Origin of the sequence: Calidifontimicrobium sp. SYSU G02091, assembly GCF_022631395.1 — a bacterium.
Taxonomy (GTDB): Bacteria; Pseudomonadota; Gammaproteobacteria; order Burkholderiales; family Burkholderiaceae_C; genus Calidifontimicrobium; species Calidifontimicrobium sediminis.
In genome coordinates this window covers 120,410-146,051 of the sequence record NZ_JALBGB010000004.1, presented here as the reverse complement: position 1 = coordinate 146,051, position 25,642 = coordinate 120,410, and the positions used below count along the sequence as shown (strand labels likewise).

Here is a 25,642-nt window from a genome sequence, read left to right as displayed (position 1 = left end):
GCCGTGTGCGCGCGGCCGTCACTCGACGACGGTCACCGACTGCTCGCGCAGGTATTGCGGCAGGTACCAGAACGAGCCGATCGCCTTGCCGGTGCTGCCGCTGCCCTTCCAGCCACCGAAGGGCTGGTAGCCGGGCCACGCGCCGGTGGTCGCACCCTGCGGCCGGTTCACGTAGGTGACGCCGGCCTCGATGCGGTCGAGGAACACCTCGACTTCGTCGGGGGCACCGTAGAAGCCTGCCGTCAGGCCGTAGTCGCTGTCGTTGGCGCGCGCCAGCGCCTCGTCGAGGGACTCGACCTCGCCGACGAGCACGAGCGGCAGGAACAGCTCGTCGCGCCACAGGCGGTGCCCATAGGGCATGCGCGCCACGGTCGGCGCGACGAAGTGGCCGTGCGCGAAGTCGCCGGCCTGCAGCACCTCGCCGCCGACGTCGATGCGGCCGCCGGCGCGGATCTCGTCGACCGCCCGCCGGTAACGCGCCACCGCGGCGGCGTTGATCACCGGCCCCATCCAGTGCGCCGCGAGCACCGGATCGCCGATCGCGATCGCGCGCGTGCGCTCGACGAGCCGCTCGCGCAGCGCGTCGGCGACGCTGCGCTCGACGTACACGCGCGAGCACGCCGAACATTTCTGCCCCTGCAGCCCGAATGCCGACCGCACGATGCCGGTGGCGGCGCGGTCCAGATCGGCGTGGCGCGTGACGATGGCCGGGTTCTTGCCCCCCATCTCGGCGATCACCGGCCGCGGGCGCGTGCCGGCGGCGAAGCGGCGCAGCAGCGCCGTGCCGACCTCGTGCGATCCGGTGAACGTGACGCCGGCGACGTCGGGCGCACCCACCAACGCGTCGCCGACCTCGCCCCCGGCGCCGGCGACGAGGTTGACGACGCCCGGCGGCAGTGCCGCCTCTTCGAACACGTCCATCAGCAGCCGCCCGCTCCACGGCGTGTCGCTGGCGGTCTTGAACACCACCGTGTTGCCCGCCACCAGCGCCGCGCCGACCGGCCCGCCGGCCAGCGCGAACGGGAAGTTGAACGGAGCGATCACGGCCCACACGCCGTAAGGCCGCAGCCGCGTGCGGTTGTGGCTGCGCCAGCCCGGCAGCGGGTCGTCGGGCAGCGCCCGCTCGAAGCCGTCGGCTTCTTCCATGCGGTCGCAGTACCAGGCGATCAGGTCGGCCGTCTCCTGCACCTCGCCGAGCGCCTCCATGCGGTTCTTGCCGACCTCCAGCGCCACCGCGGCGGCCAGATCGAACACCCGCGCCTCGATGCGCTGTGCCGCGCGGCGCAGCAGCGCGACGCGCTCGCGCCAGGGTGTGGCCGCCCAGGCGGGCGCGGCCGCGCGCGCGGCGTCCACCGCGGCCCGCGCGTCGGCGGCGGTGCCGGCGGCGAAGCGCCCGAGCTGCAGGCGCGCGTCGGCAGGCGCGCGCTTGTCGATCCACTGCGCACCGCCACGGCGCTGCCCGCCGATCGTCATCGCGTGGTCGGCGCCGAGCTGCGCCCGCACGCGCTGCAGGGCCTCGTCGAAGCGCTCGTGCAGCTGCGCCGGCGGGTCGAACATCGTCGCGTAGGTCAGGCGGAAGGCGGGGGTCGTGTCGCTCATCGTCTCGCTGGGTCAGGGGTCGAAGGAATCGCGCTGCCACGCAGCCGGTCACGCGCCCGCCTTCGCGAGCGCCTGGTCGATGTCCCACAGGATGTCGTCGACGTGCTCGAGACCGACCGACATGCGGATCATGTCGGGCGTGACACCGGCGGCGCGCTGCTGCGCCTCGTCGAGCTGGCGGTGCGTCGTCGACGCCGGGTGGATCACGAGCGTGCGCACGTCGCCGATGTTGGCGAGGTGGCTCATGAACTGCGCCGCCTCGATGAACCGCACGCCGGCGTCGAGCCCGCCGTCGATCCCGAACGCGAGCAGCCCCGACGCACCCGGCGCGCCATCGACGTGGCGCATCTGGCGCGCCAGCAGCGCGTGCTGCGGGTGGTCGGGCAGCCCGGGGTAGTTGACCCAGCCGACCTTGGGATGCGCGCGCAGGAACTCGGCGACGCGGCGCGCGTTCGTGCAGTGCCGCTCCATGCGCACGTGCAGCGTCTCGACGCCCTGCAGGATCTGCCACGCGCTCATCGGCGCGAGCGCCGCGCCGTACACGCGCAGCGTCTCCATGCGGCAGCGCATCGTGAAGCCGAAGTCGCCGAAGGTCTCGTAGAAGCGCACGCCGTGGTAGCCGGGGCTCGGCTCGGTCATGCCGGGGAACTTGCCGTTGTCCCACGGAAACTTGCCGCTCTCGACGACGACGCCGCCCAGCGTCGTGCCGTGGCCGGCGAGGTACTTCGTCGCGCTGTGCACGACGACGTCGGCGCCGTGCGCGATCGGGTTGCACAGGAAGGGGCTCGGCACCGTGTTGTCGATCACCAGCGGCACGCCGTGCGCGTGCGCGACGTCGGCCACCGCGGCGATATCGAGCACTGCGAGGCTCGGGTTGCCCAGGCTCTCGGCGAACACCGCGCGCGTGTTCGGCCGCATCGCGGCGGCGAACGCCTCGGGCCGCGTCGCGTCGACGAACGTCGTCTCGACGCCGAACTTCGCGAGGTTGACGGCGAGCATCGTCACGGTGCCGCCGTACAGCGCCCCGGCAGCGACGACGTGGTCGCCGGCCTGCAGGATCGTCATCAGCGCGAGCGCCTCGGCGGCCATGCCGCTCGCGGCGGCCACCGCGGCGCGGCCGCCCTCGAGCGCGGCGACGCGCTCCTCGAGCGCAGCCACCGTCGGGTTGGACAGCCGCGAGTAGACGTTGCCGAAGGTCTGCAGGTTGAACAGCGCCGCGGCGTGGTCGGCGCTGTCGAACACGAAGCTCGTCGTCTGGTAGATCGGCAGCGCGCGCGCGCCGGTCGCGGCATCGGGGATCTGGCCGGCGTGGATCGCCAGCGTTTCGGGGTGGAAGCGGCGGTCGGCCACGGTGTGCCTTCTGCGGTCGTGTCAGTGCGGCCGCTTGGCCGAGATCACGCCGGTGTTGACGCCGACCCAGTGCAGGCCGCCGAACAGGCGCGCGTGCTCGATCTTGACGCAGCGGTCCATGACGCTGTCGAGGCCGGCGGCGCGTGCGATCGCGTCGGCCTCGGCGTTGGCCACGCCGAGCTGCTGCCACAAGCACTTCGCGCCGATCGCCACCGCGCTCGCCGCGATCGGCGGCAGGTCGGCGGGCTTGCGGAACACGTCGACCATGTCGACCGGGAACGGGATGTCCTCGAGCCGCGCATAGCTCTTCTCGCCGAGGATCTCGGGGTACTTCGGGTTGACCGGCACGATGCGGTAGCCCTTGCCCTGCAGGTAACTGGCGGCGAAGTAGCTCGGCCGGAACCAGTCGGCCGACAGGCCGACGACGGCGATCGTGCGGCAGGTGCGCAGGATGCGGCGCAGCGTGGCGATGTCGTCTTGCATGCTGGGCGCCGACTGTAGCGGGCCGGACACGGATCACAATCGTGGCTTCCCTGCCCCCGCGACCCGTATCCGACCGTCTCTTGACCGACCCGACCGCCATGAGCCACGTCCTGCACCGCCAGCTGAAGTCCCCCCTGCCCGTCGCCGTCGGCGGCGAAGGCTGCTGGCTGATCGACCGCGACGGTCGCCGCTACCTCGACGCATCGGGGGGCGCCGCCGTCTCGTGCCTCGGCCACGGCCACCCCGACGTGATCGCCGCGATGCACGCGCAGATCGACCGCCTGGCCTACGCGCACACGAGCTTCTTCACGACCGAGGTCGCCGAACAGCTCGCCGACCACCTCGTCGCGCACGCGCCGCCCGGCACGAGCCACGCCTATTTCGTCAGCGGCGGCTCGGAGGCGGTCGAGGCGGCGCTGAAGATGGCGCGGCAGTACTTCGTCGAGATCGGGCAGCCGCAGCGCGAGCACTTCATCGCCCGGCGCCAGAGCTACCACGGCAACACGCTCGGCGCGCTCGCGGTGGGCGGCAACGAGTGGCGAAGGCGCCAGTTCGCGCCGCTGCTGATCCCGGTCACGCACGTCTCGCCGTGCTACGAGTACCGCGACCGGCGTGCCGACGAGACGCCCGAGCAGTACGGCCGTCGGCTGGTGGCCGAGCTCGCCGAGGCGATCGACCGCCTCGGCGGCGACCGTGTGATCGCCTTCGTCGCCGAGACGGTCGTCGGCGCGACCGCCGGCGCGTTGACGCCGGTGCCGGGGTACCTGAAGGGCGTGCGCGAGCTGTGCGACCGCCACGGCATCCTGCTGATCCTCGACGAAGTGATGTGCGGCATGGGCCGCACCGGCACGCTGCACGCGTGCGAGCAGGAAGGCGTCGTGCCCGACCTGCTGACGGTCGCGAAGGGCCTCGGCGGCGGCTACCAGCCGATCGGCGCCGTGCTCGCGCAGCGGCGCATCGTCGACGCGTTCGCGCGCGGCAGCGGCATGTTCCACCACGGCCACACCTACATCGGCCACGCGGTGGCGTGCGCGGCGGCGCTCGCGGTGCAGCAGGTCATCGAGCGCGACGCGCTGCTCGAGCGCGTGCAGCGGCAGGGGTACGGCCTCGCCGAGCGGCTGCACGCCGCGCTCGGCGCGCACCCGCACGTCGGCGACGTCCGCGGCCGCGGGCTGTTCTGGGGCATCGAGCTGGTGGCCGACCGCGCGACGAAGGCGCCGTTCGACCCCGCGCGCCGGCTGCACGCGGCCGTCAAGCGCGAGGCGATGGCGCGCGGGCTGATGGTCTACCCGATGGGCGGCACGATCGACGGACAGCGCGGCGACCACGTGCTGCTCGCGCCGCCGTTCATCGTGTCGGATGCCGAGCTCGACGCGATCGTCGAGCGGCTCGCCGCGGCGATCGATGCGGCGCTGGCGGCCACCGCCGCATGAGCCGCCGCTGCGGTGAAACCCGCGGGTGACGCCACGCCGCCGGTGCAAGAATCCACGCTTCGCGCCGCGTCGACGACGCGGCCACCCCCATCGCATCCAGGAGTGACAGCATGACCTCGATCCGCAAGATCCCCGCCCTGCGCCCGCTGCTCGCCGCCGCCGCGCTGGCGCTCGCGCTGCCGGCCACGCCGGCGCTCGCGCAGCAGAAGTTCATCACGATCGGCACCGGCGGCGTCACCGGCGTGTACTACGCCGCCGGCGGCGCGATCTGTCGCCTGATGAACAAGGACCGCGCCAAGCACGGCATCCGCTGCTCGGTCGAATCGACCGGCGGCTCGGTGTTCAACATCAACACGATCCGCTCGGGCGACCTCGACTTCGGCGTCGCGCAGTCCGACTGGCAGTACCACGCGATGAACGGCACCAAGGCGTTCGAGAAGGACGGCAAGTTCGCCGACCTGCGCGCCGTGTTCTCGCTGCACCCCGAGCCGTTCACGGTGCTCTCGCGCAAGGAAGCCAACATCACCAAGATCGACGACCTCAAGGGCAAGCGCGTGAACATCGGCAACCCGGGCTCGGGCACTCGCGCGTCGATGGAAGAGCTGATGAATGCGCTCGGTTGGACGACGCGCGACTTCGCGCTCGCCGCCGAACTGAAGGCCGACGAGCACGGCCCGGCGCTGTGTGACAACAAGATCGACGCCTTCTTCTACGGCGTCGGCCACCCGAGCGCCAACATCCAGGACCCGATCACGACCTGCGGCGCGCGCCTCGTGCCGCTGCAGCACCCGGCGATCGACAAGCTCGTCGCCGGCGCGCCGTACTACGCCAAGGTCAACATCCCCGGCGGGCTGTACGCCGGCCACCCGAACCCGACGCCCACCTACGGCGTGATGGCCACCTTCGTGACCTCGGCCAAGGTGCCCGAGGCGACGGTGTACGAGCTGACCAAGGCGGTGTTCGAGAACTTCGAGGAGTTCAAGAAGCTGCACCCGGCGTTCGGCGCGCTCGACCCGAAGGAAATGATCAAGAACGGCATCTCGGCGCCGCTGCACCCCGGCGCGGTCAAGTACTACAAGGAAAAGGGCTGGATGTAAGCCCCGTGCCTGCGGCACCGGCGCGCGAACCCCGTGCCGCCGTTGCCGGCGCGCCCGAAGGCCCCGCACGGGGCCTTTTTTGATCCGACCGTGCCCGCGTCCCGCGAGGAGGAGCCACCCCGATGCTGCGCAAGAACAAGCCCGATCCGGCCGAGATCGACGTCGCCCAGCTCGCCGCCGACACCGACACCGGCGGACGCAACCCGGGCCCGATCGTCGCGAAGCTGATCCTCGCCGTCACGCTGGCGTGGAGCCTGTTCCAGCTGTGGATCGCCTCGCCGCTGCCGTTCGCGCTCGGCGTCGGCGTGTTCAACGACACGCAGTCGCGCGCGGTGCACCTGGGCTTCGCGGTGTTCCTCGCGTTCATGGCGTACCCGGCGTTCACGCGCTCGCCGCGGCACCAGGTGCCGATCACCGACTGGGTGTTCGCCATCGTCGGTGCGTTCTGCGCCACCTACCTGTTCTTCTTCTACCGCGAGCTCGCGACCCGCCCCGGCCAGCCGACCGACGTTGACCTCGCGGTCGCGATCGTCGGCATCGCGATGCTGCTCGAGGCGACGCGGCGCGCGCTCGGGCTGCCGATGGTGATCGTGGCCCTCGTCTTCCTCGCCTACACCTTCGCCGGGCCGTACATGCCCGACCTGATCGCGCACAAGGGCGCGTCGCTCGCGCGCGCGATGTCGCACTTCTGGCTGACGACCGAAGGCGTGTTCGGCGTCGCGCTCGGCGTCTCGAGCGGCTTCATCTTCCTGTTCGTGCTGTTCGGCTCGCTGCTCGACAAGGCCGGCGCCGGCAACTACTTCATCAAGAGCGCGTTCGCGCTGCTCGGCCACATGCGCGGCGGCCCGGCCAAGGCGGCGGTCGTCTCGTCGGCGGCCACCGGCATCATCAGCGGCAGCTCGATCGCCAACGTCGTCACCACCGGCACGTTCACGATCCCGCTGATGAAGCGCGTCGGCTACCGCGGCGACCAGGCCGGCGCAGTCGAGGTCTCGAGTTCGGTCAACGGCCAGATCATGCCGCCGGTGATGGGGGCGGCCGCGTTCCTGATGGTCGAGTACGTCGGCATCCCGTACACCGAGGTGATGAAACACGCGTTCCTGCCGGCCGTCATCTCGTACATCGCGCTGGTCTACATCGTCCACCTCGAGGCGCTGAAGGCCGGACTGCAGGGACTGCCGCGGCGCACGACGTCGACCTTCGGCCAGCGGCTGCTGGCGTTCGGCCTCACCGTCAGCGGCTTCGTCGTGCTCGCCGGCGCCGTCTACTGGGGCATCGGCTGGCTCAAGGCCGCGCTCGGCAACGCGGCGATCTTCGTCATCGGCGTCGGCGTGTTCGCCGCCTACCTCGGCCTGCTGTGGATCGGCACGCGCGAGCCCGAACTCACGCTCGACGACCCGAACGCGCCGGTGTTCGAGCTGCCCGAGACCGGCCCGACGCTGCGCAGCGGGCTGCACTACCTGCTCGCCGTCGTCGTGCTGATCTGGTGCCTGATGGTCGAGCAGATGTCGCCGGCGCTGTCGGCGTTCTGGGCGACGATGTTCATCGTGTTCGTGATCGTCACGCAGCGCCCGCTGATCGCGTGGATGCGCGGCCGCGGCGGTCTCGGCGGCGCGTTCGCGCTCGGGCTGAAGGAACTCGTCGCCGGACTCGAGGCCGGCGCGCGCAACATGATCGGCATCGGCGTGGCCACCGCCGCGGCGGGCATCATCGTCGGCACCGTGTCGCTGACCGGCATCGGCCTGGTGATGACGGAGATCATCGAGATCCTCTCCGGCGGCAACCTGATGCTGATGCTGGTGCTGGTGGCCGTCATCAGCCTGATCCTCGGCATGGGGCTGCCGACGACGGCGAACTACATCGTCGTCTCGACGCTGATGGCCCCCGTCGTCGTCGAACTCGGCGCGCAAAGCGGCCTGCTCGTGCCGCTGATCGCGGTGCACCTGTTCGTCTTCTACTTCGGTCTGATGGCCGACGTGACGCCGCCGGTCGGGCTGGCGTCGTTCGCGGCGGCGGCGATCTCGCGCGCCGATCCGATCAAGACCGGCGTCACCGCGTTCTTCTACAGCATGCGCACGGCGATCCTGCCGTTCCTGTTCATCTTCAACACGCAGCTGCTGCTGATCGGCATCACCGGGCCGCTGCACCTGGCGCTGACGGTGGCCAGCGCGGTAGTCGCGATGCTGGTGTTCGCCGCCGCGACGCAGGGCTACTTCCTCGTCAAGTCGCGCTGGTGGGAGACGGCCGCGCTGCTGCTCGTCACGTTCACGCTGTTCCGCCCCGGGTACTGGTGGGACATGGTCTACCCGCCGTACGAGGAGCGCCCGGCCAGCGAACTGATGACGCTGATCGAGGCCGCGCCCGCCGGCGAGCGCAAGCGGGTGTGGGTCGAAGGCGTCAACCTCGACGGCAAGGAGATCCGCAAGGGCGTGCTGCTGCCGCTCGGCGACCCCGGGCCGGCACGCGAGCGGCTGCGGCGCATCGGCCTGACGGTGATGACGCTCGGCGACGAGGTACAGATCGCCGCGGTGCAGTTCGGCTCGACCGCCGAGAAGCTCGGCCTCGAGCAGGGTTTCAGGATCACGCAGATCGAGATGCCCGCCGACCGTCCGCCCAAGGAGTGGATGTATCTGCCGGCGCTGCTGCTGCTCGGCGTCGTCGTCGCCGCGCAGCGCGCGCGGCTCAAGCGCGGGTCCGCCTCCCACCCCGCTGCGGCATGACACGCATCGCACTGATCCACGCGCTCGCGCACTCGATCGCGCCGGTCAACGACGCGCTCGCACGCGCCTGGCCCGAGGCGACGCGGATGAACCTGCTCGACGACAGCCTGTCGGCCGACCTCGCCGCATCGGCGACGGGGCTGGACGACGCGATGACGCGGCGCTTCATCGCGCTGGCCGACTACGCGGTGGGCACCGGCGCGCAGGCGATCCTGTTCACCTGCTCGGCGTTCGGCCCGTGCATCGACGCCGTCAAGCGGCGGCACGCGTCGATCCCGGTGCTCAAGCCCAACGAGGCGATGGTCGACGAGGCCGCGACGCTGGCAGCCACGCGCGGTGTGCGCATCGGGCTGGTCGCGACCTTCGGCCCGACGCTGCGCTCGATGCCGGCCGAGTTTCCCGCGCACGTCGAGGTGCGCACCGCGCTCGCCGACGGTGCGCTCGCCGCACTCGACCGCGGCGACGCCGAGCGCCACGACGCGCTCGCCGCGCAGGCGGCGCAGCACCTCGTCGAGCGCGAAGGCTGCGGCGTGATCGCGCTGGCGCAGTTCAGCCTCGCGCGCGCGCGCCGCCGCGTCGAGGCCGCGTGCGGCGTGCCGGTGCTCACCACCGTCGACAGCGCGGTGCGCGCGCTGCGCGCTCGGCTACACTGACGCCTGCCAGGAGAGAGCCGCGGGCCTTGGCGCCGCGGCCGCCGAAGGCGCAGAGGCTCGCCCTCGAACGCTCAGGCAAAAGGACTGGCGAGCGCTTCCGCAGGAAGCGTCACCACGCTGGAGAGAGACCGCGGCGCGCGGTCCACCGAAGGGGCAAGCGGCAGGCGCTTCGAGAGCGTCCCCGCCAATCTCTCAGGTAAAGCGGACAGCGAGGGGCTCCACCGGCACGATGGCGGTGGATCGACGGCCCTTCCGGAGAGCACGATGTCCGCACCGCTTCTGAAGACCCCGCTGCACGCACTGCACGTCGAACTCGGCGCGCGCATGGTGCCGTTCGCCGGCTACGAGATGCCGGTCAACTACCCCGGCGGCATCCTCGCCGAGCACCGCCACTGCCGCGAGTCGGCGGCGCTGTTCGACGTCTCGCACATGGGCCAGGTGCGCCTGGCCGGCGAAGAGGCCGCGGCGGCGCTCGAGTCGCTGGTGCCGGCCGACATCGTGGGGCTCGCGCCGGGCCAGCAGCGCTACGCGCTGTTCACGAACGCCGCCGGCGGCATCCTCGACGACCTGATGGTCACGCGGCGCCTGCACGGCGGCACCGACGATCTGCTGCTCGTCGTCAACGCCGCGTGCAAGGACGCCGACCTGCGCCACCTCGTGACGAACCTCGGCTCGCGCTGCCTCGTGCAGCCGCTGCCCGAGCGCGCGCTGCTCGCGCTGCAGGGGCCGAAGGCCGTGACGGCCCTGTCGCGGCTGAACCCGGCGGTGGCGGCGCTGACGTTCATGACCGGCGGCCAGTTCAATCTCGCGGCGCACGAGGTCGGCCTGCGCGGCGCGGAGTGCTTCGTCACGCGCAGCGGCTACACCGGCGAGGACGGCTTCGAGATCTCGGTGCACCGCGACGACGCCGAGGCGCTCGCGCGCGCGCTGCTCGCGCAGCCCGAGGTCAAGCCCGCGGGGCTCGGCGCGCGCGACACGCTGCGCCTCGAAGCGGGCCTGTGCCTGTACGGCCACGACATCGACGAGAAGACGACGCCGGTCGAGGCCGGCCTCGCGTGGGCGGTCGCCAAGGTGCGCCGTCCGGGCGGCGCGCGCGCCGGGCGCTACCCCGGCGCCGAGACGATCGCGCTGCAGCTCGAGCGCGGTGCGACGATCCGCCGCGTCGGCCTGACCGGCCTCGAGCGCATCCCGGTGCGCGAAGGCGCGGTGCTGCAGGACCGCCGCGGCCACAAGCTCGGCCGCGTCACGAGCGGCACGACGTCGCCGACGCTCGGCGTGCCGATCGCGATGGGCTACGTCAGCGTCGAGCACGCGCAGCCGAACGCCGAGATCTGGGCCGACGTGCGCGGCAAGCTGCAGCCGCTCAAGGTGACGCCCCTTCCCTTCACTCCCCACCGCTACCACCGCGGCTGAACACCCCCGAACCGGAGCCTGCCATGACGACCAAGTTCACCCCCGACCACGAGTGGATCAACATCGAGGACCACGAGGCCGCCGTCGTCGGCATCACGCCGCACGCGCAGGAGGCGCTCGGCGACGTGGTCTACGTCGACCTGCCCGAGGTCGGCCGCACCTACAAGAAGGGCGAAGTCGCCGGCGTCGTCGAGTCGGTCAAGGCCGCGGCCGACGTCTACATGCCGGTCGAGGGCGAGATCGTCGAGGTCAACGAGGCGCTGCGCGCCGACCCGTCGCTCGCCAACAAGGACCCGATGGGCGAAGGCTGGTTCTTCAAGGTCCACGTCACGCACATGGAGCAGTTCGACGAGCTGATGGACCCGCCGGCCTACGACGCGCTGCTCAAGACGCTCTGACCCCCTTCGATCCCTTCCCGCCCTGGAACGCCCGATGCTGATGTCCGCCCTGCCCCCGCTCGCCGAACTCGAGAACGCCGACGAGTTCGTCGCCCGCCATGTCGGCCCGACCGAGGCCGAGCAGCAGCGGATGCTGTCGGTGATCGGCGCGGCGTCGCGGCGCGCGCTGATCGAGGCGATCGTGCCTGCGGCGATCGCGCGCACGCGGCCGATGGAGCTGCCGCCGGCCGTGCCCGAGGCGCAGGCGCTCGCCGAGCTGAAGGCGATCGCGGCGAAGAACAAGGTGTTCAGGAGCTTCATCGGCCAGGGCTACCACGGCACGCACACGCCCGGCGTCATCCTGCGCAACGTGCTCGAGAACCCGGCGTGGTACACCGCGTACACGCCGTACCAGGCCGAGATCAGCCAGGGGCGGATGGAAGCCCTCGTCAACTTCCAGACGATGGTCACCGACCTGACGGGCATGGCGATCGCCAACGCGTCGATGCTCGACGAGGCCACCGCCGCCGCCGAGGCGATGACGCTCGCGCTGCGCGGGGGCAAGAGCAAGAGCATGCGCTTCTACGTCGCCGACGACGTGCTGCCGCAGACGATCGAGGTCGTGCGCACGCGCGCGAAGCCGCTGGGCATCGAGGTCGTCGTCGGTCCGGCGCAGGCGTGCGCCGAGGCCGACTGCTTCGCCGCGCTGGTGCAGTACCCCGGCGTCACCGGCCGCATCCGCGCACTGCAGCCGCTGGCCGACGCGGTGCACGCGAAGGGCGGCCTGCTGGTCGTGGCCGCCGACCTGCTCGCGCTCGCGCTGCTCACGCCGCCCGGCGAGCAGGGTGCCGACATCGTCGTCGGCACGACGCAGCGCTTCGGCATGCCGATGGGCGCCGGCGGCCCGCACGCCGCCTACATGGCCACGCGCGACGAGTTCAAGCGCTCGCTGCCGGGCAGGCTGGTGGGCGTCAGCGTCGACGCGCACGGGCGACCGGCGTACCGGCTCGCGCTGCAGACGCGCGAGCAGCACATCCGCCGCGAGAAGGCGACGAGCAACATCTGCACCGCGCAGGTGCTGCCGGCGGTGGTCGCGAGCATGTACGCCGTCTACCACGGCCCCGAGGGGCTGAAGCGCATCGCGCGGCGCATCGCGACCTACACCGCGATCCTCGCCGCGGGCCTCGAGGCGATGGGCGTCGCGCTGCGCCACCCCGAGGCCTTCGACACGCTCGAGCTGCTCACCGGCGAGCGCACCGACGCGCTGCTCGCCGCGGCCGAGTCGCGCGGCATGAACCTGCGCCGTGCGAGCGCCACGAGCGTGGGTATCACGCTCGACGAGACGACGACGCGCGCCGACCTCGCCGCGCTGTGGCAGGTGACAGCGCTCGCGACCGGCTGGCGCGGCGCGCTGCCCAGCGTCGAGCGCTTCGAGTCCGGCGTCGCGACGCGACTTCCCGAGGCGCTCGCACGCCGCAGCGCGTTCCTGACGCACCCGGTGTTCAACACGCACCACAGCGAGACGGCGATGCTGCGCTACCTGCGCGGCCTCGCCGACAAGGACCTCGCACTCGACCGCACGATGATCCCGCTCGGCTCGTGCACGATGAAGCTCAACGCGACGAGCGAGATGATCCCGATCACGTGGCCCGAGTTCGCGCAGGTGCACCCATTCGCGCCGGCCGACCAGCTCGCCGGCTACGCCGAGCTGAACGCGCAGCTCACCGCGTGGCTCGCGCAGGCCACCGGATACGCCGGCATCAGCCTGCAGCCCAACGCCGGCTCCCAGGGTGAATACGCCGGGCTGCTCGCGATCAAGGCCTGGCACGAGGCGCGCGGCCAGGGCCACCGCGACGTGTGCCTGATCCCCGAATCGGCGCACGGCACGAACCCGGCGAGCGCGCAGATGGCGGGCATGAAGGTCGTCGCCGTCAAGTGCGACGCCAACGGCAGCGTCGACCTCGCCGACCTCGAGGCCAAGTGCACCGCGCACGCCGGCGACCTCGCCGCGGTGATGATCACGTACCCGTCGACCTACGGCGTGTTCGAAGCCGGCGTCACGCGGCTGTGCGAGATCGTCCACCGCGCGGGCGGGCGCGTCTACGTCGACGGCGCGAACATGAACGCGCTGGTGGGCATCGCCGCGCCGGGGCAGTTCGGCGGCGACGTCAGCCACCTGAACCTGCACAAGACGTTCTGCATCCCGCACGGCGGCGGCGGGCCGGGCGTCGGTCCGGTGTGCGTCGTCGACGACCTCGTGCCGTTCCTGCCGGGCCACGGCGACACGAAGGCGCCGGTGGGCGCCGTCAGCGCCGCGCCGCTGGGCAACGCCGCGGTGCTGCCGATCAGCTGGATGTACATCCGCATGATGGGCGCCGACGGGCTGCGCACCGCCACCGAAGTCGCGATCCTCGCGGCGAACTACGTCGCGGCGCGCCTGGCAGACCACTACGACATCCACTTCAGCGGCGGCGTGCCGGGCCTCAAGGGCGGCGGCGTCGCGCACGAATGCATCCTCGACCTGAGGCCGCTCGCGAAGACGAGCGGCGTCAGCGCCGAGGACGTCGCCAAGCGGCTGATCGACTACGGCTTCCACGCGCCGACGCTGAGCTTCCCGGTGGCCGGCACGCTGATGGTCGAGCCCACCGAGAGCGAGTCGCTGGCCGAGCTCGACCGTTTCTGCGACGCGATGATCGCGATCCGCGGCGAGATCGCGAAGATCGAGCGTGGCGAGTGGCCGCAGGACGACAACCCGCTGAAGCACGCGCCGCACACCGCGGCCGCGCTCACCGCGAGCGAGTGGACGCACCCGTACACCCGCGACGAGGCCGCCTACCCGCTGCCCGCGCTGCGCCAGCGCAAGTACTGGGTCCCAGTGGGCCGCGTCGACAACGTGTACGGCGACCGCAACCTGTTTTGCAGCTGCGTGCCGCTTGGGGATGACACACCGGCCGCACGCTGAGCGTCGCGCGAACCGCTGCAGCCAAAGAAAACGGCCCTGGCGGGCCGTCGCTGGCGGAGACGGAGGGATTCGAACCCTCGATGCAGGTTTTGCCCGCATACTCCCTTAGCAGGGGAGCACCTTCGGCCTCTCGGTCACGTCTCCAGCACGAAAAGCTGCATTCTAGCCCCGGGCGCCGCCCGGCGTTCAGGCCGCGGCGGCTTCCTGGTCGAGCTCGAACGCGCGGTGCAGCGCGCGCACCGCAAGCTCCATGTACTTCTCGTCGATCACGACGCTGGTCTTGATCTCGCTGGTCGAGATCATCTGGATGTTGATGCCCTCCTCGCTGAGCGTGCGGAACATCTTCGCCGCGACGCCGACGTGGCTCTTCATCCCGATGCCGACGATGCTGACCTTGCAGATGCGCGCGTCGCCGATCACTTCGCGTGCGCCGAGCGCCGGCACGACCTTTTGCTTGAGCAGGTCCATCACGCGGGCGTGGTCGTTGCGGTGCACCGTGAACGAGAAGTCGGTCTTGCCGTCGTGCGACACGTTCTGGATGATCATGTCGACGTCGATGTTGGCGTCGGCGACCGCACCGAGGATCTGGTACGCAATGCCCGGCTTGTCGGGCACGCCGAGCACGGTGACCTTGGCCTCGTCGCGGTTGAACGCGATGCCCGACACGACGGCTTGTTCCATCTTCTCGTCCTCTTCGAAAGTGATCAGCGTGCCCGACTTCGCTTCCTCGTCGATCGGGATGTCCCAGTCGGTGAAGCTCGAGAGCACGCGCAGCGGCACGCGGTACTTGCCGGCGAACTCGACCGAGCGGATCTGCAGCACCTTCGAGCCCAGGCTCGCCATCTCGAGCATTTCCTCGAAGCTGATCGTGTGCAGCCGTCGCGCCTCGGGGACGATGCGCGGGTCGGTCGTGTAGACGCCGTCGACGTCGGTGTAGATCAGGCACTCGTCGGCCTTCAGCGCGGCGGCCACCGCCACCGCCGACGTGTCACTCCCGCCGCGGCCCAGCGTCGTGATGTTGCCGGCGTCGTCGACGCCCTGGAAGCCGGTGATGATGACGACGCGCCCGGCGTCGAGGTCGGCCCTCACACGTGCGTCGTCGATGCTCGTGATACGCGCCTTCGTGTACGCCGAGTCGGTCCTGATCGGCACCTGCCAGCCGGTGTAGCTGATCGCGTCGATGCCCTCGGCCTGCAGCGCGAGCGCGAGCAGCCCGACCGAGACCTGTTCGCCGGTCGACGCGATCATGTCGAGCTCGCGCAGCACGCGCTCGTCGACCTTCGCCGGCTGCAATTCCTTCGCGAGACCGAGCAGGCGGTTCGTCTCGCCGCTCATCGCCGACGGCACCACGACCATGCGGTGCCCCGCGCGCGCCCACTTGGCGACGCGCTTGGCGACGCTGCGGATGCGCTCGGTCGAGCCCATCGACGTGCCGCCGTACTTGTGAACGATCAATGCCATGACGACGCGACGCGTGCGCTGCACGCGCCCAGATGCGAGATGCGCGAAATCGCGGATTCTAGCGGCGCGTCCTTCGGCGGCCTGACGTCAGCCGGGGCCGCGGCACCAGCGCAGCGCGACCTGCGGCGTGCCGGGCGCCGCGCGCACGCGCGCGTCGATCCCCAGCCCGGGCACGAACAGCAGGCGCCCGTCGGCGCCGTACAGCAGCGGCCCGCTGCGCTGTGCGGCCGCGACGCCGGCGGCCTGGAACTGCTTCTTCAGGCTGCGCGCGATGCCGCCCGGCGCCACCTGGAAGCGCTCGCCGCCGCAGCGCGCGCGCAGTTCGCAGCGGCGCAGATGCTCGAGCGCGATGCCCCCGGCGTCGACCGCGACGACCTCCAGCCACCCGCCCCACGCGGGCAGCGCGTGGCAGCCGGGGCCCGTGATCGACAGCGACGTCGTCGCGCCCGAGGGCGCGGCGCGCGGGGGCGCTGCACGGTCCACACGCAGCCGGCTGCGGTACAGGTGCACCTCGCCTCCGCCCGGCAGCGGCCAGCGCGCCGACGGCGTGCGGCCCGCCTCGGCCAGCAGGCGTTCGACGACGGTCGCAGCCGCGCCGCGGCCCGTGCGCACGCGCAGCCACGCGCGCAGCGCGTTGCGCCGGCGTGCGGGTGTCAGCGCGCGCCAGGCGTCGAGCCGCAGCGCCCCATCGGCGTCGCAGGCCGAGGTCAGGTCGGCCGCCGCGACTTCGTCGAGGCAGGCCTGCGCGGCCTGCGCCTCGCGTGCGGCGGCGGCCAGCGCCGCGTCGGCGCCGTCGAACGCGGCGCGCAGCGCCGGCATCACGCGCGTGCGCAGACGGCTGCGCGCGTACGCGGCATCGGCGTTGCTCGGGTCGTCGACCCAGCGCAGCCGGTGGCGGCGCAGGTAGGCGTCGATCGCGGCATCGTCGTGGTCGAGCCAGGGCCGTGCCCACACGAGCCCGTCGCGCTCGACGCGCTGCGGCATCGCGGCCAGACCCGCTGGCCCGGCGCCACGCAGCGCCTGCAGCAGGAAGGTCTCGGCCTGGTCGCGCCGGTGGTGCGCGAGCAGCACGAGCGACGCGCCGGCCGCGCGTGCCATCGCGGCCAGCGCGGCGTAGCGCTCGCGCCGCGCCCACGCCTCGACGCTGTCGCCGGCACCCGGGCGCGTCGGCAGGCGCGTGGCTGCGAAGCGCACCGGAAGGCCTCTGGCGGCCCAGCGGTGGCATTGCGCGCGCACGTGCGCGAGCCATGCATCGGCCTGCGGCTGCAGGCCGTGGTGGACGTGCAGCGCGACGACGTGCACGCCAAGCCTGGCGGCCGCGTGCACCGTCGCATGCAGCAGCGCCGTGGAGTCGCTGCCGCCGCTGGCCGCGACGGCGACGACCGGTGGGGTTTCAGCGCTCCTTCGTGTCGCTGAAGCGGCCATACGACTGCAGGCGCTCGTAGCGGCGCTGCAGCAGGTCCTTGGTCTTCAGGTCCGCGACCTGGCGCAGTGCCTCGCCGAGTGCGCGCTTGAGGCTGGCGGCCATCGCCTTCGGGTCGCGGTGCGCGCCGCCGACCGGCTCGTTGACGATCTTGTCGATCAGCCCGAGCGCCTTCAGACGGTGCGCCGTGATGCCCAGCGCCTCGGCAGCGTCGGCCGCGCGCTCGGCCGTCTTCCACAGGATCGACGCACACCCCTCGGGCGAGATCACCGAGTACACCGAGTACTGCAGCATCAGCACCTGGTCGGCGACGCTGATCGCCAGCGCGCCGCCCGAGCCGCCCTCGCCGATGATCGTCGTGACGATCGGCACCTCGAGCTGCGCCATCTCGAAGATGTTGCGCCCGATCGCCTCGCTCTGCCCGCGTTCCTCGGCGCCGATGCCCGGATACGCCCCCGGCGTGTCGACGAACGTGAACACCGGCAGGCCGAACTTCTCGGCCAGCTTCATCAGCCGCAGCGCCTTGCGGTAGCCCTCGGGACGGCTCATGCCGAAGTTGCGCGCGGTGCGCTCCTTCGTGTCGCGGCCCTTCTGGTGACCGATGACCATGCAGGCCTGGCCGTTGAAGCGCGCCAGGCCGCCGACGATCGAGAGGTCGTCGGCGAACGCGCGGTCGCCGTGCAGCTCGTGGAAGTCGGTGAAGATCTCGGCGACGTAGTCGAGCGTGTACGGGCGCTGCGGGTGGCGCGCGATCTGCGTGACCTGCCACGGCGTCAGCGTGGCGTAGATCTCTTTCGTCAGCTGCAGGCTCTTCTTGTCGAGGCGGTCGATCTCCTCCGAGATGTCGACCGCCGACTCGTTCTGCACGAAGCGCAGCTCCTCGATCTTCTTCTCGAGTTCGGCGATCGGCTGCTCGAAGTCGAGGAAATGGCGTCGGCTCATCGCATCGGTCCTCCGCGTTGTCGTCAGTAGTCGACCGGCACCGGGTCGAGGCTGCGCCAGACGTACCACGTGGCCACCGAGCGGTACGGTGCCCACGCCTCGCCGACCTCGCGCGCCTCGGCCCGCGACACCGGCTCGCCGCTGAAGTAGTTGACGCTGATGCCGCGCAGCAGGCCGAGGTCGTCGAGCGGCAGCACGTTCGGGCGCAGCAGGTGGAAGATCAGGAACATCTCGGCCGTCCAGCGGCCGATGCCGCGGATGGCCACCAGCTCGTCGATGATGGCCTCGTCGTCCATCGCCGGCCAGTCGTCGACGTGGACCGTACGCTCGACGAAGTGCGTCGCGAGGTCGCGCACGTAGTCGGCCTTGCGCGCCGACAGGCCCGACGCGCGCAGTTCGTCGATGCCGAGCGCGAGCACGCGCCGCGGGTCGACGGTGGCGCCGCCGTCGACCGCAGCGACCAGCCGCTCCCACACCGACTGCGCCGCCTTGACCGAGATCTGCTGGCCGACGATCGAGCGCGCGAGCGTCGTGAACGCGTCGCCGCGGCTGCTCAGCCGCGCCTGCCCGAAGCGCGGGATCAGCTTGCGCATCACGCGGTCGCGCCGCGCCAGGTGCTTGCAGGCGTCGTCCCAGTAGTCGGGCGTCACGGCCGCGGCCGGCGTCGCTGCCATCGTGTTCAGGCCCTGACCCAGGTCGTGCCCTGCGGCCCGTCCTTGAGCACGATGCCCTGCGCGGCGAGCTCGTCGCGGATGCGGTCGGCGAGCGCGAAGTCGCGCGCCTTCTTGGCCTGCGCGCGCTCGGCGATGCGCTGCTCGATCGCCGCGGCATCGGTGTCGCCGCCTTGCAGGTACGCGCGCGGCGCCTGCTGCAGGAGGCCCAGTGTCGCGCCGAGCGCCTTGAGCTGTGCGGCGGCCGCAGCCGAGCGGCTGCGGTTGACCTCACCGGCCAGCTCGAACAGCACGGCCAGCGCGGCCGGCGTGTTGAAGTCGTCGTTCATCGCGGCGCGGAACGCCGCCGGCGCCGGTTGCGCCCAGTCGAGCGCGCTGTCGTCGGGCGGCACCGCGTCGAGCGCGGTGTACAGCCGCCGCAGCGCGTGGCGCGCGTCGTCGAGGTGCGCGTCGCTGAAGTTGAACGGGCTGCGGTAGTGCGTGCGCAGCAGGAAGAAGCGCAGCGTCTCGCCGTCGGTGGTCTTCAGCACGTCGCGGATCGTGAAGAAGTTGCCCAGCGACTTGGACATCTTCTCGTTGTCGACGTTGAGGAAGCCGTTGTGCATCCACAGCCGCGCAAACGGCTTGCCGTTGGCGGCTTCGCTCTGCGCGATCTCGTTCTCGTGGTGCGGGAACTGCAGGTCCAGGCCGCCGCCGTGGATGTCGAAGGTCTCGCCGAGCAGCGCGCAGCTCATCGCCGAGCACTCGATGTGCCAGCCCGGGCGGCCGGGGCCGAACGGGCTCGCGTACTTCGCGTCGTCGGGTTCGTCGGCCTTGGCGGCCTTCCACAGCACGAAGTCGAGCGGATCGTCCTTGCCTTCGTGCACCGCGACGCGCTCGCCGGCGCGCAGTTCGTCGAGCGACTTGCCCGACAGCTTGCCGTAGCCGGCGAACTTGCGCACGGCGTAGTTGACGTCGCCGCCCGGCGCGCGGTATGCGTAGCCCTTGCGCTCGAGCGTGCCGATCATCGCGAGCATCTGCGGCACGTAGTCGGTCGCACGTGGCTCGTGCGTCGGTGGCAGCAGGCCGATCGCGCCGATGTCGGCGTGCATCGCGGCGATCATCTCGTCGGTGAGCTGGCGGATCGGGATGCCGCGCTGCAGCGCGCGCTGGATGATCTTGTCGTCGATGTCGGTGATGTTGCGCACGTAGGTCACGTCGTAGCCGAGCGTGCGCAGCCAGCGGTAGACGACGTCGAACGCCGTCATCATCCGTGCGTGCCCCATGTGGCACAGGTCGTAGACCGTCATGCCGCACACGTACATGCGCACCTTGCCGGCCTCGAGCGGTGCGAAGGCCTCGACCGTGCGGGTCAGCGAGTTGTGGATGCGCAGTGTCATTCGCGGGGCGGGCAAAGCGAACGGCCTCCTGAACAAGTCTGTCGTCGGAGGCCGCTCGTTAGAATCGATTCAGTATAGCGGCGCGGTCGCGCGGCTTGGGAGTCGGTTGGCGATGAAGGCAGTGATCACGACGGCGGTGCTGGCAGCGGCGCTGACCGCGGCACCCGCATGGGCGCAGAAGGTCAGGCTCGCGACGACGATGGGCGACATCGTCGTCGAACTCGACGCCGCGAAGGCGCCGAAGACCGTCGACAACTTCGTGCAGTACGTCAAGGCCGGGCACTACGACGGCACCGTGTTCCACCGCGTGATCCCGAACTTCATGATCCAGGGCGGCGGCTTCACACCCGACATGACGCAGAAGGCCACGCGGGCGCCGATCCCGCTCGAGAGCCGCAACGGCCTGTCGAACGTGCGCGGCACGATCGCGATGGCGCGCACCGCGGTGCCCGACTCGGCGACCGCGCAGTTCTTCATCAACGTCGTCGACAACGCGTTCCTCGACCAGCCCAATGCGCGCGACGGCGCGGGCTACGCCGTGTTCGGCAAGGTCGTCGCCGGCATGGACGTGGTCGACAAGATCCGCGCCGTGCCCACTGGCAACCGCGGCCCGCACCAGAACGTCCCCCTGCAACCCGTGGTCATCACGAAGGCCACCATGGAGAACTGAAATGACCAAGACCGTCGAGATGACGACCAGCGCCGGCACGATCCGCCTCGAGCTCGACGACGCGAAGGCGCCGCAGTCGGTGGCCAACTTCATCGACTACGTCAACAAGGGCCACTACGACGGGACCGTGTTCCACCGCGTGATCAAGGGCTTCATGATCCAGGGTGGCGGCTTCGAGCCCGGCATGAAGCAGAAGCCCACCGGCGCGCCGATCGCCAACGAGGCCGCCAACGGACTGAAGAACGAGCGCTACACGATCGCGATGGCGCGCACGTCGGCGCCGCACTCGGCCACCGCGCAGTTCTTCATCAACACGGTCGACAACGACTTCCTGAACTTCAAGTCGCAGACGCCGCAGGGTTGGGGCTACGCGGTGTTCGGCAGGGTCGTCGCCGGCACCGAAGTCGTCGACGCGATCGAGGGCGTCAAGACGGGCCGCCGCGGCATGCACGACGACGTCCCGCTGGAAGACGTCGTGATCCACAAGGCGACCGTCGTCGGCTGACGCGATGCAACCGGGCTGGCAGCTGCCGAGCCTGTACGAGCTGTCGGCGCCGCCCGCGTGGCAGGCGGTCGAGTTCATCTCCGACCTTCACCTGTCGGACGCCGGCTCGCCCACGTTCGCCGCGTGGGCCGATTACATGCGCACGACGACCGCCGACGCGGTGTTCATCCTCGGCGACCTGTTCGAGGCCTGGGTCGGCGACGACGCGCGCGGCGAGCCGTTCGAGGCGGCGTGCATGGACGTGCTCGCCGACACCGGCTGCCGCCGCCAGCTCGGCTTCATGGTCGGCAATCGCGACTTCCTCGTCGGCGCCGCGACGCTGCGCGACGCCGGTGCGATCGCCTTGCGCGACCCGACGCTGCTGACGGCGTTCGGCGAGCGCGTGCTGCTCACGCACGGCGACCTGCTGTGCCTCGACGACGTCGATTACCAGCGCTTTCGTGCGCAGGCGCGCAGCGACGCGTGGCGCGCCGCCGCGCTGGCAATGCCGATCGCGCAGCGCCGAGTCGTCGCGCGCCAGATGCGCGACGCGAGCCAGCAGCGCCAGCAAGGCGCCGAGACCACGCGCTGGACCGACATCGATCCCGGCGCGGCCGTGGCCTGGCTGCACGCGGCGGGCAGCCGGCACATGGTCCACGGCCACACGCACCGGCCGGGCGACGAAGAACTCGCGCCCGGCTACTGGCGCCACGTGCTCAGCGACTGGGACGCCGAGGCCGATCCGCCGCGTGGCGAGGTGCTGCGCCTGACGCGTGCCGGCTTCAGCCGGCACCCGCTGCGCCGCCGATGATCGGCCGCCTGCTGCGCCGCTGGCAGCAGCACCGCGAGCAGCGGGCGCTGGCACGGCGCGAGATCCCCGAGGCGCTGTGGCAGCGTACGCTGCAACGCTACCCGTTCCTCGCCCGGCGCAGCGACGCCGACCTGCGCGAGCTGCGGCGCCTGTCCAGCCTGTTCCTCGACCGCAAGGAGTTCAGCGGCGCCGGCGGCTTCGTCGTCGACGACGACACCGCGGTGGCCGTGGCTGCGCAGGCTTGCCTGCCGGTGCTGAGGCTCGGCCTCGGTGCCTACGACGGCTTCGTCGGCATCGTGATCCACCCGGCGCCGGTCGTCGCGGCGCGCGCCGTGACCGACGAGACCGGCGTCGTGCACCAGTACGACGAAGTGCTCGCCGGCGAAGCGATGGAAGGCGGCCCCGTGATGCTCAGCTGGACCGACGTCCGTGACGCCGGCGCGACGGCCGGCGACGCCTACAACGTCGTGATCCACGAGTTCGCGCACGTCATCGACATGCTCGACGGCGAGGCCGACGGCGTGCCGCCGCTGCCCGACGCGAAGGCGCTCGCACACTGGAGCGAGGTCATGCAGTACGAGTACGACCGCTTCTGCGAGCGTGTGGCCTGCGGCCACGACACCGTGCTCGACCCCTACGGCGCCGAGGCGCCGGGAGAGTTCTTCGCCGTCGCCAGCGAGGCGTTCTTCGTCGCCCCGCAGGCGCTCAAAGAAGAACAGCCGGCGCTGTACCGGCTGTTCGTCGACTTCTACCGCCAGGACCCGGCCGCGACGGCCTGAGCCACCGGCCCCGCCTCACGCGGTGGCCGGTTCGGCCTTCGGCTTGTCGCTCCTTTTCGGGTCGATGTCGAGCTTGACTTCGCCGGCCTCGTCGATGTCGACTGTCAGGCGCCCGCCGTCGACCAGGCGGCCGAACAGCAGCTCGTCGGCCAGCGCACGGCGGATCGTGTCCTGGATCAGGCGCTGCATCGGGCGCGCGCCCATCAGCGGGTCGAAGCCCTTCTTCGCCAGGTGCCTGCGCAGCGCGTCGGTGAACGTGACCTCCACCTTCTTCTCGGCGAGCTGGCTCTCGAGCTGCAGCAGGAACTTGTCGACCACGCGCAGGATGATCTCCTCGTCGAGCGGCTTGAAGCTGACGATCGCGTCGAGGCGGTTGCGGAACTCGGGCGTGAACAGGCGCTTGATGTCGGCCATCTCGTCACCCTGCTCGCGCTTGGTCGTGAAGCCGATCGTCGCCTTGTTCATCGTCTCGGCGCCGGCGTTCGTCGTCATGATGATGATGACGTTGCGGAAGTCGGCCTTGCGCCCGTTGTTGTCGGTCAGCGTGCCGTGGTCCATCACCTGCAGCAGCACGTTGAAGACGTCGGGGTGCGCCTTCTCGATCTCGTCGAGCAGCAGCACCGCGTGCGGCTTCTTGCTGATCGCCTCGGTCAGCAGCCCGCCCTGGTCGAAACCGACGTAGCCCGGCGGCGCGCCGATCAGGCGGCTCACCGCGTGGCGCTCCATGTACTCGGACATATCGAAGCGGATCAGCTCGATGCCGAGGATGTAGGCCAGCTGCTTCGCGACCTCGGTCTTGCCGACGCCGGTCGGGCCGCTGAAGAGGAACGAGCCGATCGGCTTGTCGGGCTTGCCCAGCCCCGAGCGCGCCATCTTGATCGCGGCGGCAAGTGCGTCGATCGCCGGGTCCTGGCCGAAGACGACGCTCTTCAGATCGCGGTCGAGCGTCTTGAGCTTGCTGCGGTCGTCGCTCGAGACGGACGCCGGCGGGATGCGCGCGATCTTCGCGACGATGTCCTCGACCTCGGCGCGCGTGATCGTCTTCTTCTGCTTGTTCTTCGGCAGGATGCGCTGCGCGGCGCCCGCCTCGTCGATCACGTCGATCGCCTTGTCGGGCAGGTGGCGGTCGTTGATGTACTTGGCCGACAGCTCGGCAGCCGCCTGCAGCGCACCGAGCGCGTACTTGACCTGGTGGTGGTCCTCGAAGCGGCTCTTCAGCCCCTTGAGGATCTCGACCGTCTGCTCGACCGACGGTTCGACGACGTCGATCTTCTGGAAGCGCCGCGACAGCGCCGCATCCTTCTCGAAGATGCCGCGGTACTCGCTGAACGTGGTCGCGCCGATGCACTTCATCTGCCCGCTCGACAGCGCCGGCTTGAGCAGGTTGCTCGCGTCGAGCGTGCCGCCCGAGGCCGCGCCGGCGCCGATCAGCGTGTGGATCTCGTCGATGAACAGGATCGCGCGCGGCTGCTCCTTGAGCTGCTTGAGCACGCCCTTGAGGCGCTGCTCGAAGTCGCCGCGGTACTTCGTGCCCGCCAGCAGCGCGCCCATGTCGAGCGCGTAGACCGTCGAGTCGGCCAGCACCTCGGGCACCTCGCCCTGCGTGATGCGCCAAGCCAGCCCCTCGGCGATCGCGGTCTTGCCGACACCGGCCTCGCCGACGAGCAGCGGGTTGTTCTTGCGCCGGCGGCACAGCACTTGGATCACGCGCTCGACCTCGTGTTCACGGCCGATCAGCGGGTCGATCTTGCCCTCGCGCGCGAGCGCGTTGAGGTTCTGCGTGAACTGGTCCAGCGGCGAGCCCTTGCCCTCGCCCGCTTCTTCCTTGTCGCTCTCGGCGCTGCTGCTGCCCTCGCTCGACTTGCTCGGCTCGGGCGGCTCCGACTTCTTGATGCCGTGCGCGATGTAGTTGACGACGTCCAGCCGCGTGACGCCCTGCTGGTGCAGGTAGTAGACGGCGTGCGAGTCCTTCTCGCCGAAGATCGCGACCAGCACGTTGGCGCCGGTCACCTCCTTCTTGCCGCTGCCGGTCGACTGCACGTGCATGATCGCGCGCTGGATCACGCGCTGGAAGCCGAGCGTGGGCTGCGTGTCGACCTCCTCGGTGCCGCCGACGGTCGGCGTGTTTTCCTTGATGAACGTCGTCAGGCTCTTGCGCAGGTCGTCGATGTTGGCCGCGCAGGCACGCAACACCTCGGCGGCCGACGGGTTGTCGAGCAGCGCGAGCAGCAGGTGCTCGACGGTGATGAACTCGTGCCGCTGCTGGCGCGCCTCGACGAACGCCATGTGCAGGCTGACTTCCAGTTCTTGCGCGATCATGCGGCCTCCATAATGCACTGCAATGGGTGCCCTGCCCGCTTCGCGGTGGCCAGCACCAGTTCGACTTTCGTCGCCGCGACGTCCTTGGTGTAGACGCCGCACACGCCACGCCCCTCATGATGGATCTTCAGCATGATGTGGGTGGCGGTTTCCAAATCGTGCCCGAAATACTGCTGCAGCACCATCACGACGAACTCCATCGGCGTGAAGTCGTCGTTCAGCATGACGACTTGGTACATGCGCGGTGGGACCGTCTTCTGCGCCTGTCGCTCGGCGACGACCGCACCTTGCCCCTCGTCCGTGCGCGGGATCGCACCGGGCGTGCGGGGTGGCTTCGAGGCATTCGAAGGCATGCCAAAGATTCTATAGAGTCGGTTTCGGGCCACGACGATAGGGGATGTTGCACCGTTCGTGCCCGCTTCAAGGTCCGATCAGCGCGGCGGGCGACCCTCGTTTCGGCGTCGTCGGCCGTGTCCGGGCGGCGACTTGACAAGGGTCAAGCAAAAGCAACCGGTCCGAATTCGTCTAGGACGAGCCGTCGACAAAGGGTTGCCGAGCTTGACACCCGCCGAAACGCAGCAAGAGAATCTTCGCCCCGATACCGCAGTCAGAAAGG

21 protein-coding genes, 1 tRNA gene and 2 riboswitches are annotated in these 25,642 nt (G+C 70.8%); of the genes, 11 read left to right on the top strand and 11 right to left on the bottom strand.

Features of this window, described 5'->3' with window-relative positions; translation table 11 throughout:
- Positions 1-18 precede the first annotated feature (18 nt).
- From MOJ79_RS04520 to MOJ79_RS04510, 3 genes are read right to left on the bottom strand one after another with little or no spacing between them, the layout of a single operon-like run.
- A complete protein-coding gene (locus MOJ79_RS04520) occupies positions 19-1,599 on the bottom strand; it encodes an aldehyde dehydrogenase family protein (RefSeq protein WP_241923044.1) in 1,581 nt (526 codons plus the stop codon).
- Between the two features lie 48 nt (positions 1,600-1,647).
- The gene (locus tag MOJ79_RS04515) at positions 1,648-2,949 is read right to left on the bottom strand and encodes an O-acetylhomoserine aminocarboxypropyltransferase/cysteine synthase family protein (RefSeq protein ID WP_241923043.1); all 1,302 of its coding nucleotides are present in this window, start codon (positions 2,947-2,949) and stop codon (positions 1,648-1,650) included.
- Between the two features lie 21 nt (positions 2,950-2,970).
- Entirely contained in the window at positions 2,971-3,432 is a 462-nt protein-coding gene (locus MOJ79_RS04510; RefSeq protein ID WP_241923042.1) for a CoA-binding protein, read from the bottom strand.
- Between the two features lie 98 nt (positions 3,433-3,530).
- On the opposite strand from MOJ79_RS04510, the gene MOJ79_RS04505 reads away from it, so the two are divergent.
- The 7 genes from MOJ79_RS04505 to gcvP all read left to right on the top strand — a co-directional run bounded on the left by MOJ79_RS04505 (position 3,531) and on the right by gcvP (position 14,087).
- Positions 3,531-4,865, top strand: coding sequence for an aspartate aminotransferase family protein (locus MOJ79_RS04505; RefSeq protein ID WP_241923041.1), 1,335 nt, complete (start codon positions 3,531-3,533; stop codon positions 4,863-4,865).
- 110 nt (positions 4,866-4,975) lie between these two features.
- Complete coding sequence (locus MOJ79_RS04500; protein WP_241923040.1) at positions 4,976-5,962, top strand: TAXI family TRAP transporter solute-binding subunit; 987 nt, start codon at positions 4,976-4,978, stop codon at positions 5,960-5,962.
- A gap of 122 nt (positions 5,963-6,084) precedes the next feature.
- A complete protein-coding gene (locus MOJ79_RS04495) occupies positions 6,085-8,682 on the top strand; it encodes a TRAP transporter permease (RefSeq protein ID WP_241923039.1) in 2,598 nt (865 codons plus the stop codon).
- A complete protein-coding gene (locus tag MOJ79_RS04490; RefSeq protein ID WP_241923038.1) occupies positions 8,679-9,335 on the top strand; it encodes an aspartate/glutamate racemase family protein in 657 nt (218 codons plus the stop codon). The genes MOJ79_RS04495 and MOJ79_RS04490 overlap by 4 nt, the downstream gene beginning before the upstream one ends.
- Positions 9,333-9,432: riboswitch (glycine riboswitch) on the top strand. It overlaps the preceding gene by 3 nt.
- Positions 9,433-9,442: 10 nt before the next feature.
- Positions 9,443-9,554: riboswitch (glycine riboswitch) on the top strand.
- A 45-nt stretch (positions 9,555-9,599) separates the two neighbouring features.
- On the top strand, positions 9,600-10,748 hold the full coding sequence (gene gcvT, locus MOJ79_RS04485) for a glycine cleavage system aminomethyltransferase GcvT (RefSeq protein WP_241923037.1): 1,149 nt from the start codon (positions 9,600-9,602) through the stop codon (positions 10,746-10,748).
- A 23-nt stretch (positions 10,749-10,771) separates the two neighbouring features.
- Positions 10,772-11,146, top strand: coding sequence for a glycine cleavage system protein GcvH (gene gcvH, locus MOJ79_RS04480; RefSeq protein ID WP_119287566.1), 375 nt, complete (start codon positions 10,772-10,774; stop codon positions 11,144-11,146).
- A gap of 34 nt (positions 11,147-11,180) precedes the next feature.
- Positions 11,181-14,087, top strand: coding sequence for an aminomethyl-transferring glycine dehydrogenase (gcvP, locus tag MOJ79_RS04475; RefSeq protein ID WP_241923036.1), 2,907 nt, complete (start codon positions 11,181-11,183; stop codon positions 14,085-14,087).
- 51 nt (positions 14,088-14,138) lie between these two features.
- Here gcvP and MOJ79_RS04470 read toward each other — a convergent pair.
- From MOJ79_RS04470 to cysS, 6 genes are all read right to left on the bottom strand, one after another.
- Positions 14,139-14,231 (bottom strand) — tRNA-Ser (locus tag MOJ79_RS04470).
- A 42-nt stretch (positions 14,232-14,273) separates the two neighbouring features.
- Positions 14,274-15,548 (bottom strand): aspartate kinase, encoded by a 1,275-nt coding sequence (locus tag MOJ79_RS04465; RefSeq protein WP_119287786.1) that lies wholly within the window; start codon positions 15,546-15,548, stop codon positions 14,274-14,276.
- An 87-nt stretch (positions 15,549-15,635) separates the two neighbouring features.
- On the bottom strand, positions 15,636-16,973 hold the full coding sequence (gene tilS, locus MOJ79_RS04460; RefSeq protein ID WP_241923035.1) for a tRNA lysidine(34) synthetase TilS: 1,338 nt from the start codon (positions 16,971-16,973) through the stop codon (positions 15,636-15,638).
- A complete protein-coding gene (locus MOJ79_RS04455; RefSeq protein WP_119287572.1) occupies positions 16,942-17,913 on the bottom strand; it encodes an acetyl-CoA carboxylase carboxyltransferase subunit alpha in 972 nt (323 codons plus the stop codon). The genes tilS and MOJ79_RS04455 overlap by 32 nt, the downstream gene beginning before the upstream one ends.
- 23 nt (positions 17,914-17,936) lie before the next feature.
- Entirely contained in the window at positions 17,937-18,587 is a 651-nt protein-coding gene (locus MOJ79_RS04450; RefSeq protein ID WP_119287575.1) for a DNA-3-methyladenine glycosylase family protein, read from the bottom strand.
- Between the two features lie 5 nt (positions 18,588-18,592).
- Complete coding sequence (cysS, locus tag MOJ79_RS04445; RefSeq protein ID WP_241923034.1) at positions 18,593-19,963, bottom strand: cysteine--tRNA ligase; 1,371 nt, start codon at positions 19,961-19,963, stop codon at positions 18,593-18,595.
- A 112-nt stretch (positions 19,964-20,075) separates the two neighbouring features.
- On the opposite strand from cysS, the gene MOJ79_RS04440 reads away from it, so the two are divergent.
- Genes MOJ79_RS04440 through MOJ79_RS04425 form a run of 4 tightly spaced genes read left to right on the top strand, consistent with a single transcriptional unit; the run spans position 20,076 to position 22,707 of the window.
- The gene (locus MOJ79_RS04440; protein WP_241923033.1) at positions 20,076-20,633 is read left to right on the top strand and encodes a peptidylprolyl isomerase; all 558 of its coding nucleotides are present in this window, start codon (positions 20,076-20,078) and stop codon (positions 20,631-20,633) included.
- A 1-nt stretch (position 20,634) separates the two neighbouring features.
- On the top strand, positions 20,635-21,138 hold the full coding sequence (locus MOJ79_RS04435) for a peptidylprolyl isomerase (protein WP_119287582.1): 504 nt from the start codon (positions 20,635-20,637) through the stop codon (positions 21,136-21,138).
- A 4-nt stretch (positions 21,139-21,142) separates the two neighbouring features.
- Positions 21,143-21,928: a UDP-2,3-diacylglucosamine diphosphatase gene (locus MOJ79_RS04430; protein WP_241923032.1), complete on the top strand. Its 786-nt coding sequence runs from the start codon at positions 21,143-21,145 to the stop codon at positions 21,926-21,928.
- Entirely contained in the window at positions 21,925-22,707 is a 783-nt protein-coding gene (locus MOJ79_RS04425; protein ID WP_241923031.1) for a zinc-dependent peptidase, read from the top strand. Before MOJ79_RS04430 ends, MOJ79_RS04425 begins: the two co-directional genes overlap by 4 nt.
- Before the next feature lie 15 nt (positions 22,708-22,722).
- Here MOJ79_RS04425 and clpA read toward each other — a convergent pair whose 3' ends face one another.
- The gene (gene clpA / locus MOJ79_RS04420; RefSeq protein ID WP_241923030.1) at positions 22,723-25,026 is read right to left on the bottom strand and encodes an ATP-dependent Clp protease ATP-binding subunit ClpA; all 2,304 of its coding nucleotides are present in this window, start codon (positions 25,024-25,026) and stop codon (positions 22,723-22,725) included.
- Positions 25,023-25,379 carry an ATP-dependent Clp protease adapter ClpS gene (gene clpS / locus MOJ79_RS04415; RefSeq protein WP_241923029.1) on the bottom strand — a complete coding sequence of 119 codons (357 nt, stop codon included), beginning with the start codon at positions 25,377-25,379 and terminating at the stop codon, positions 25,023-25,025. Before clpS ends, clpA begins: the two co-directional genes overlap by 4 nt.
- Positions 25,380-25,642: the final 263 nt, after the last annotated feature.

Bases quoted from the DNA above. Each gene is read 5' to 3' on its own strand.
- MOJ79_RS04520 (WP_241923044.1), bottom strand. From the start codon at position 1,599: ATGAGCGACACGACCCCCGCCTTCCGCCTGACCTACGCGACGATGTTC.
- MOJ79_RS04510 (WP_241923042.1), bottom strand. From the start codon at position 3,432: ATGCAAGACGACATCGCCACGCTGCGCCGCATCCTGCGCACCTGCCGC.
- MOJ79_RS04505 (WP_241923041.1), top strand. From the start codon at position 3,531: ATGAGCCACGTCCTGCACCGCCAGCTGAAGTCCCCCCTGCCCGTCGCC.
- MOJ79_RS04500 (WP_241923040.1), top strand. From the start codon at position 4,976: ATGACCTCGATCCGCAAGATCCCCGCCCTGCGCCCGCTGCTCGCCGCC.
- MOJ79_RS04495 (WP_241923039.1), top strand. From the start codon at position 6,085: ATGCTGCGCAAGAACAAGCCCGATCCGGCCGAGATCGACGTCGCCCAG.
- MOJ79_RS04490 (WP_241923038.1), top strand. From the start codon at position 8,679: ATGACACGCATCGCACTGATCCACGCGCTCGCGCACTCGATCGCGCCG.
- gcvT (WP_241923037.1), top strand. From the start codon at position 9,600: ATGTCCGCACCGCTTCTGAAGACCCCGCTGCACGCACTGCACGTCGAA.
- gcvH (WP_119287566.1), top strand. From the start codon at position 10,772: ATGACGACCAAGTTCACCCCCGACCACGAGTGGATCAACATCGAGGAC.
- gcvP (WP_241923036.1), top strand. From the start codon at position 11,181: ATGCTGATGTCCGCCCTGCCCCCGCTCGCCGAACTCGAGAACGCCGAC.
- MOJ79_RS04465 (WP_119287786.1), bottom strand. From the start codon at position 15,548: ATGGCATTGATCGTTCACAAGTACGGCGGCACGTCGATGGGCTCGACC.
- tilS (WP_241923035.1), bottom strand. From the start codon at position 16,973: ATGGCCGCTTCAGCGACACGAAGGAGCGCTGAAACCCCACCGGTCGTC.
- MOJ79_RS04455 (WP_119287572.1), bottom strand. From the start codon at position 17,913: ATGAGCCGACGCCATTTCCTCGACTTCGAGCAGCCGATCGCCGAACTC.
- MOJ79_RS04450 (WP_119287575.1), bottom strand. From the start codon at position 18,587: ATGGCAGCGACGCCGGCCGCGGCCGTGACGCCCGACTACTGGGACGAC.
- cysS (WP_241923034.1), bottom strand. From the start codon at position 19,963: ATGACACTGCGCATCCACAACTCGCTGACCCGCACGGTCGAGGCCTTC.
- MOJ79_RS04440 (WP_241923033.1), top strand. From the start codon at position 20,076: ATGAAGGCAGTGATCACGACGGCGGTGCTGGCAGCGGCGCTGACCGCG.
- MOJ79_RS04435 (WP_119287582.1), top strand. From the start codon at position 20,635: ATGACCAAGACCGTCGAGATGACGACCAGCGCCGGCACGATCCGCCTC.
- MOJ79_RS04430 (WP_241923032.1), top strand. From the start codon at position 21,143: ATGCAACCGGGCTGGCAGCTGCCGAGCCTGTACGAGCTGTCGGCGCCG.
- MOJ79_RS04425 (WP_241923031.1), top strand. From the start codon at position 21,925: ATGATCGGCCGCCTGCTGCGCCGCTGGCAGCAGCACCGCGAGCAGCGG.
- clpA (WP_241923030.1), bottom strand. From the start codon at position 25,026: ATGATCGCGCAAGAACTGGAAGTCAGCCTGCACATGGCGTTCGTCGAG.
- clpS (WP_241923029.1), bottom strand. From the start codon at position 25,379: ATGCCTTCGAATGCCTCGAAGCCACCCCGCACGCCCGGTGCGATCCCG.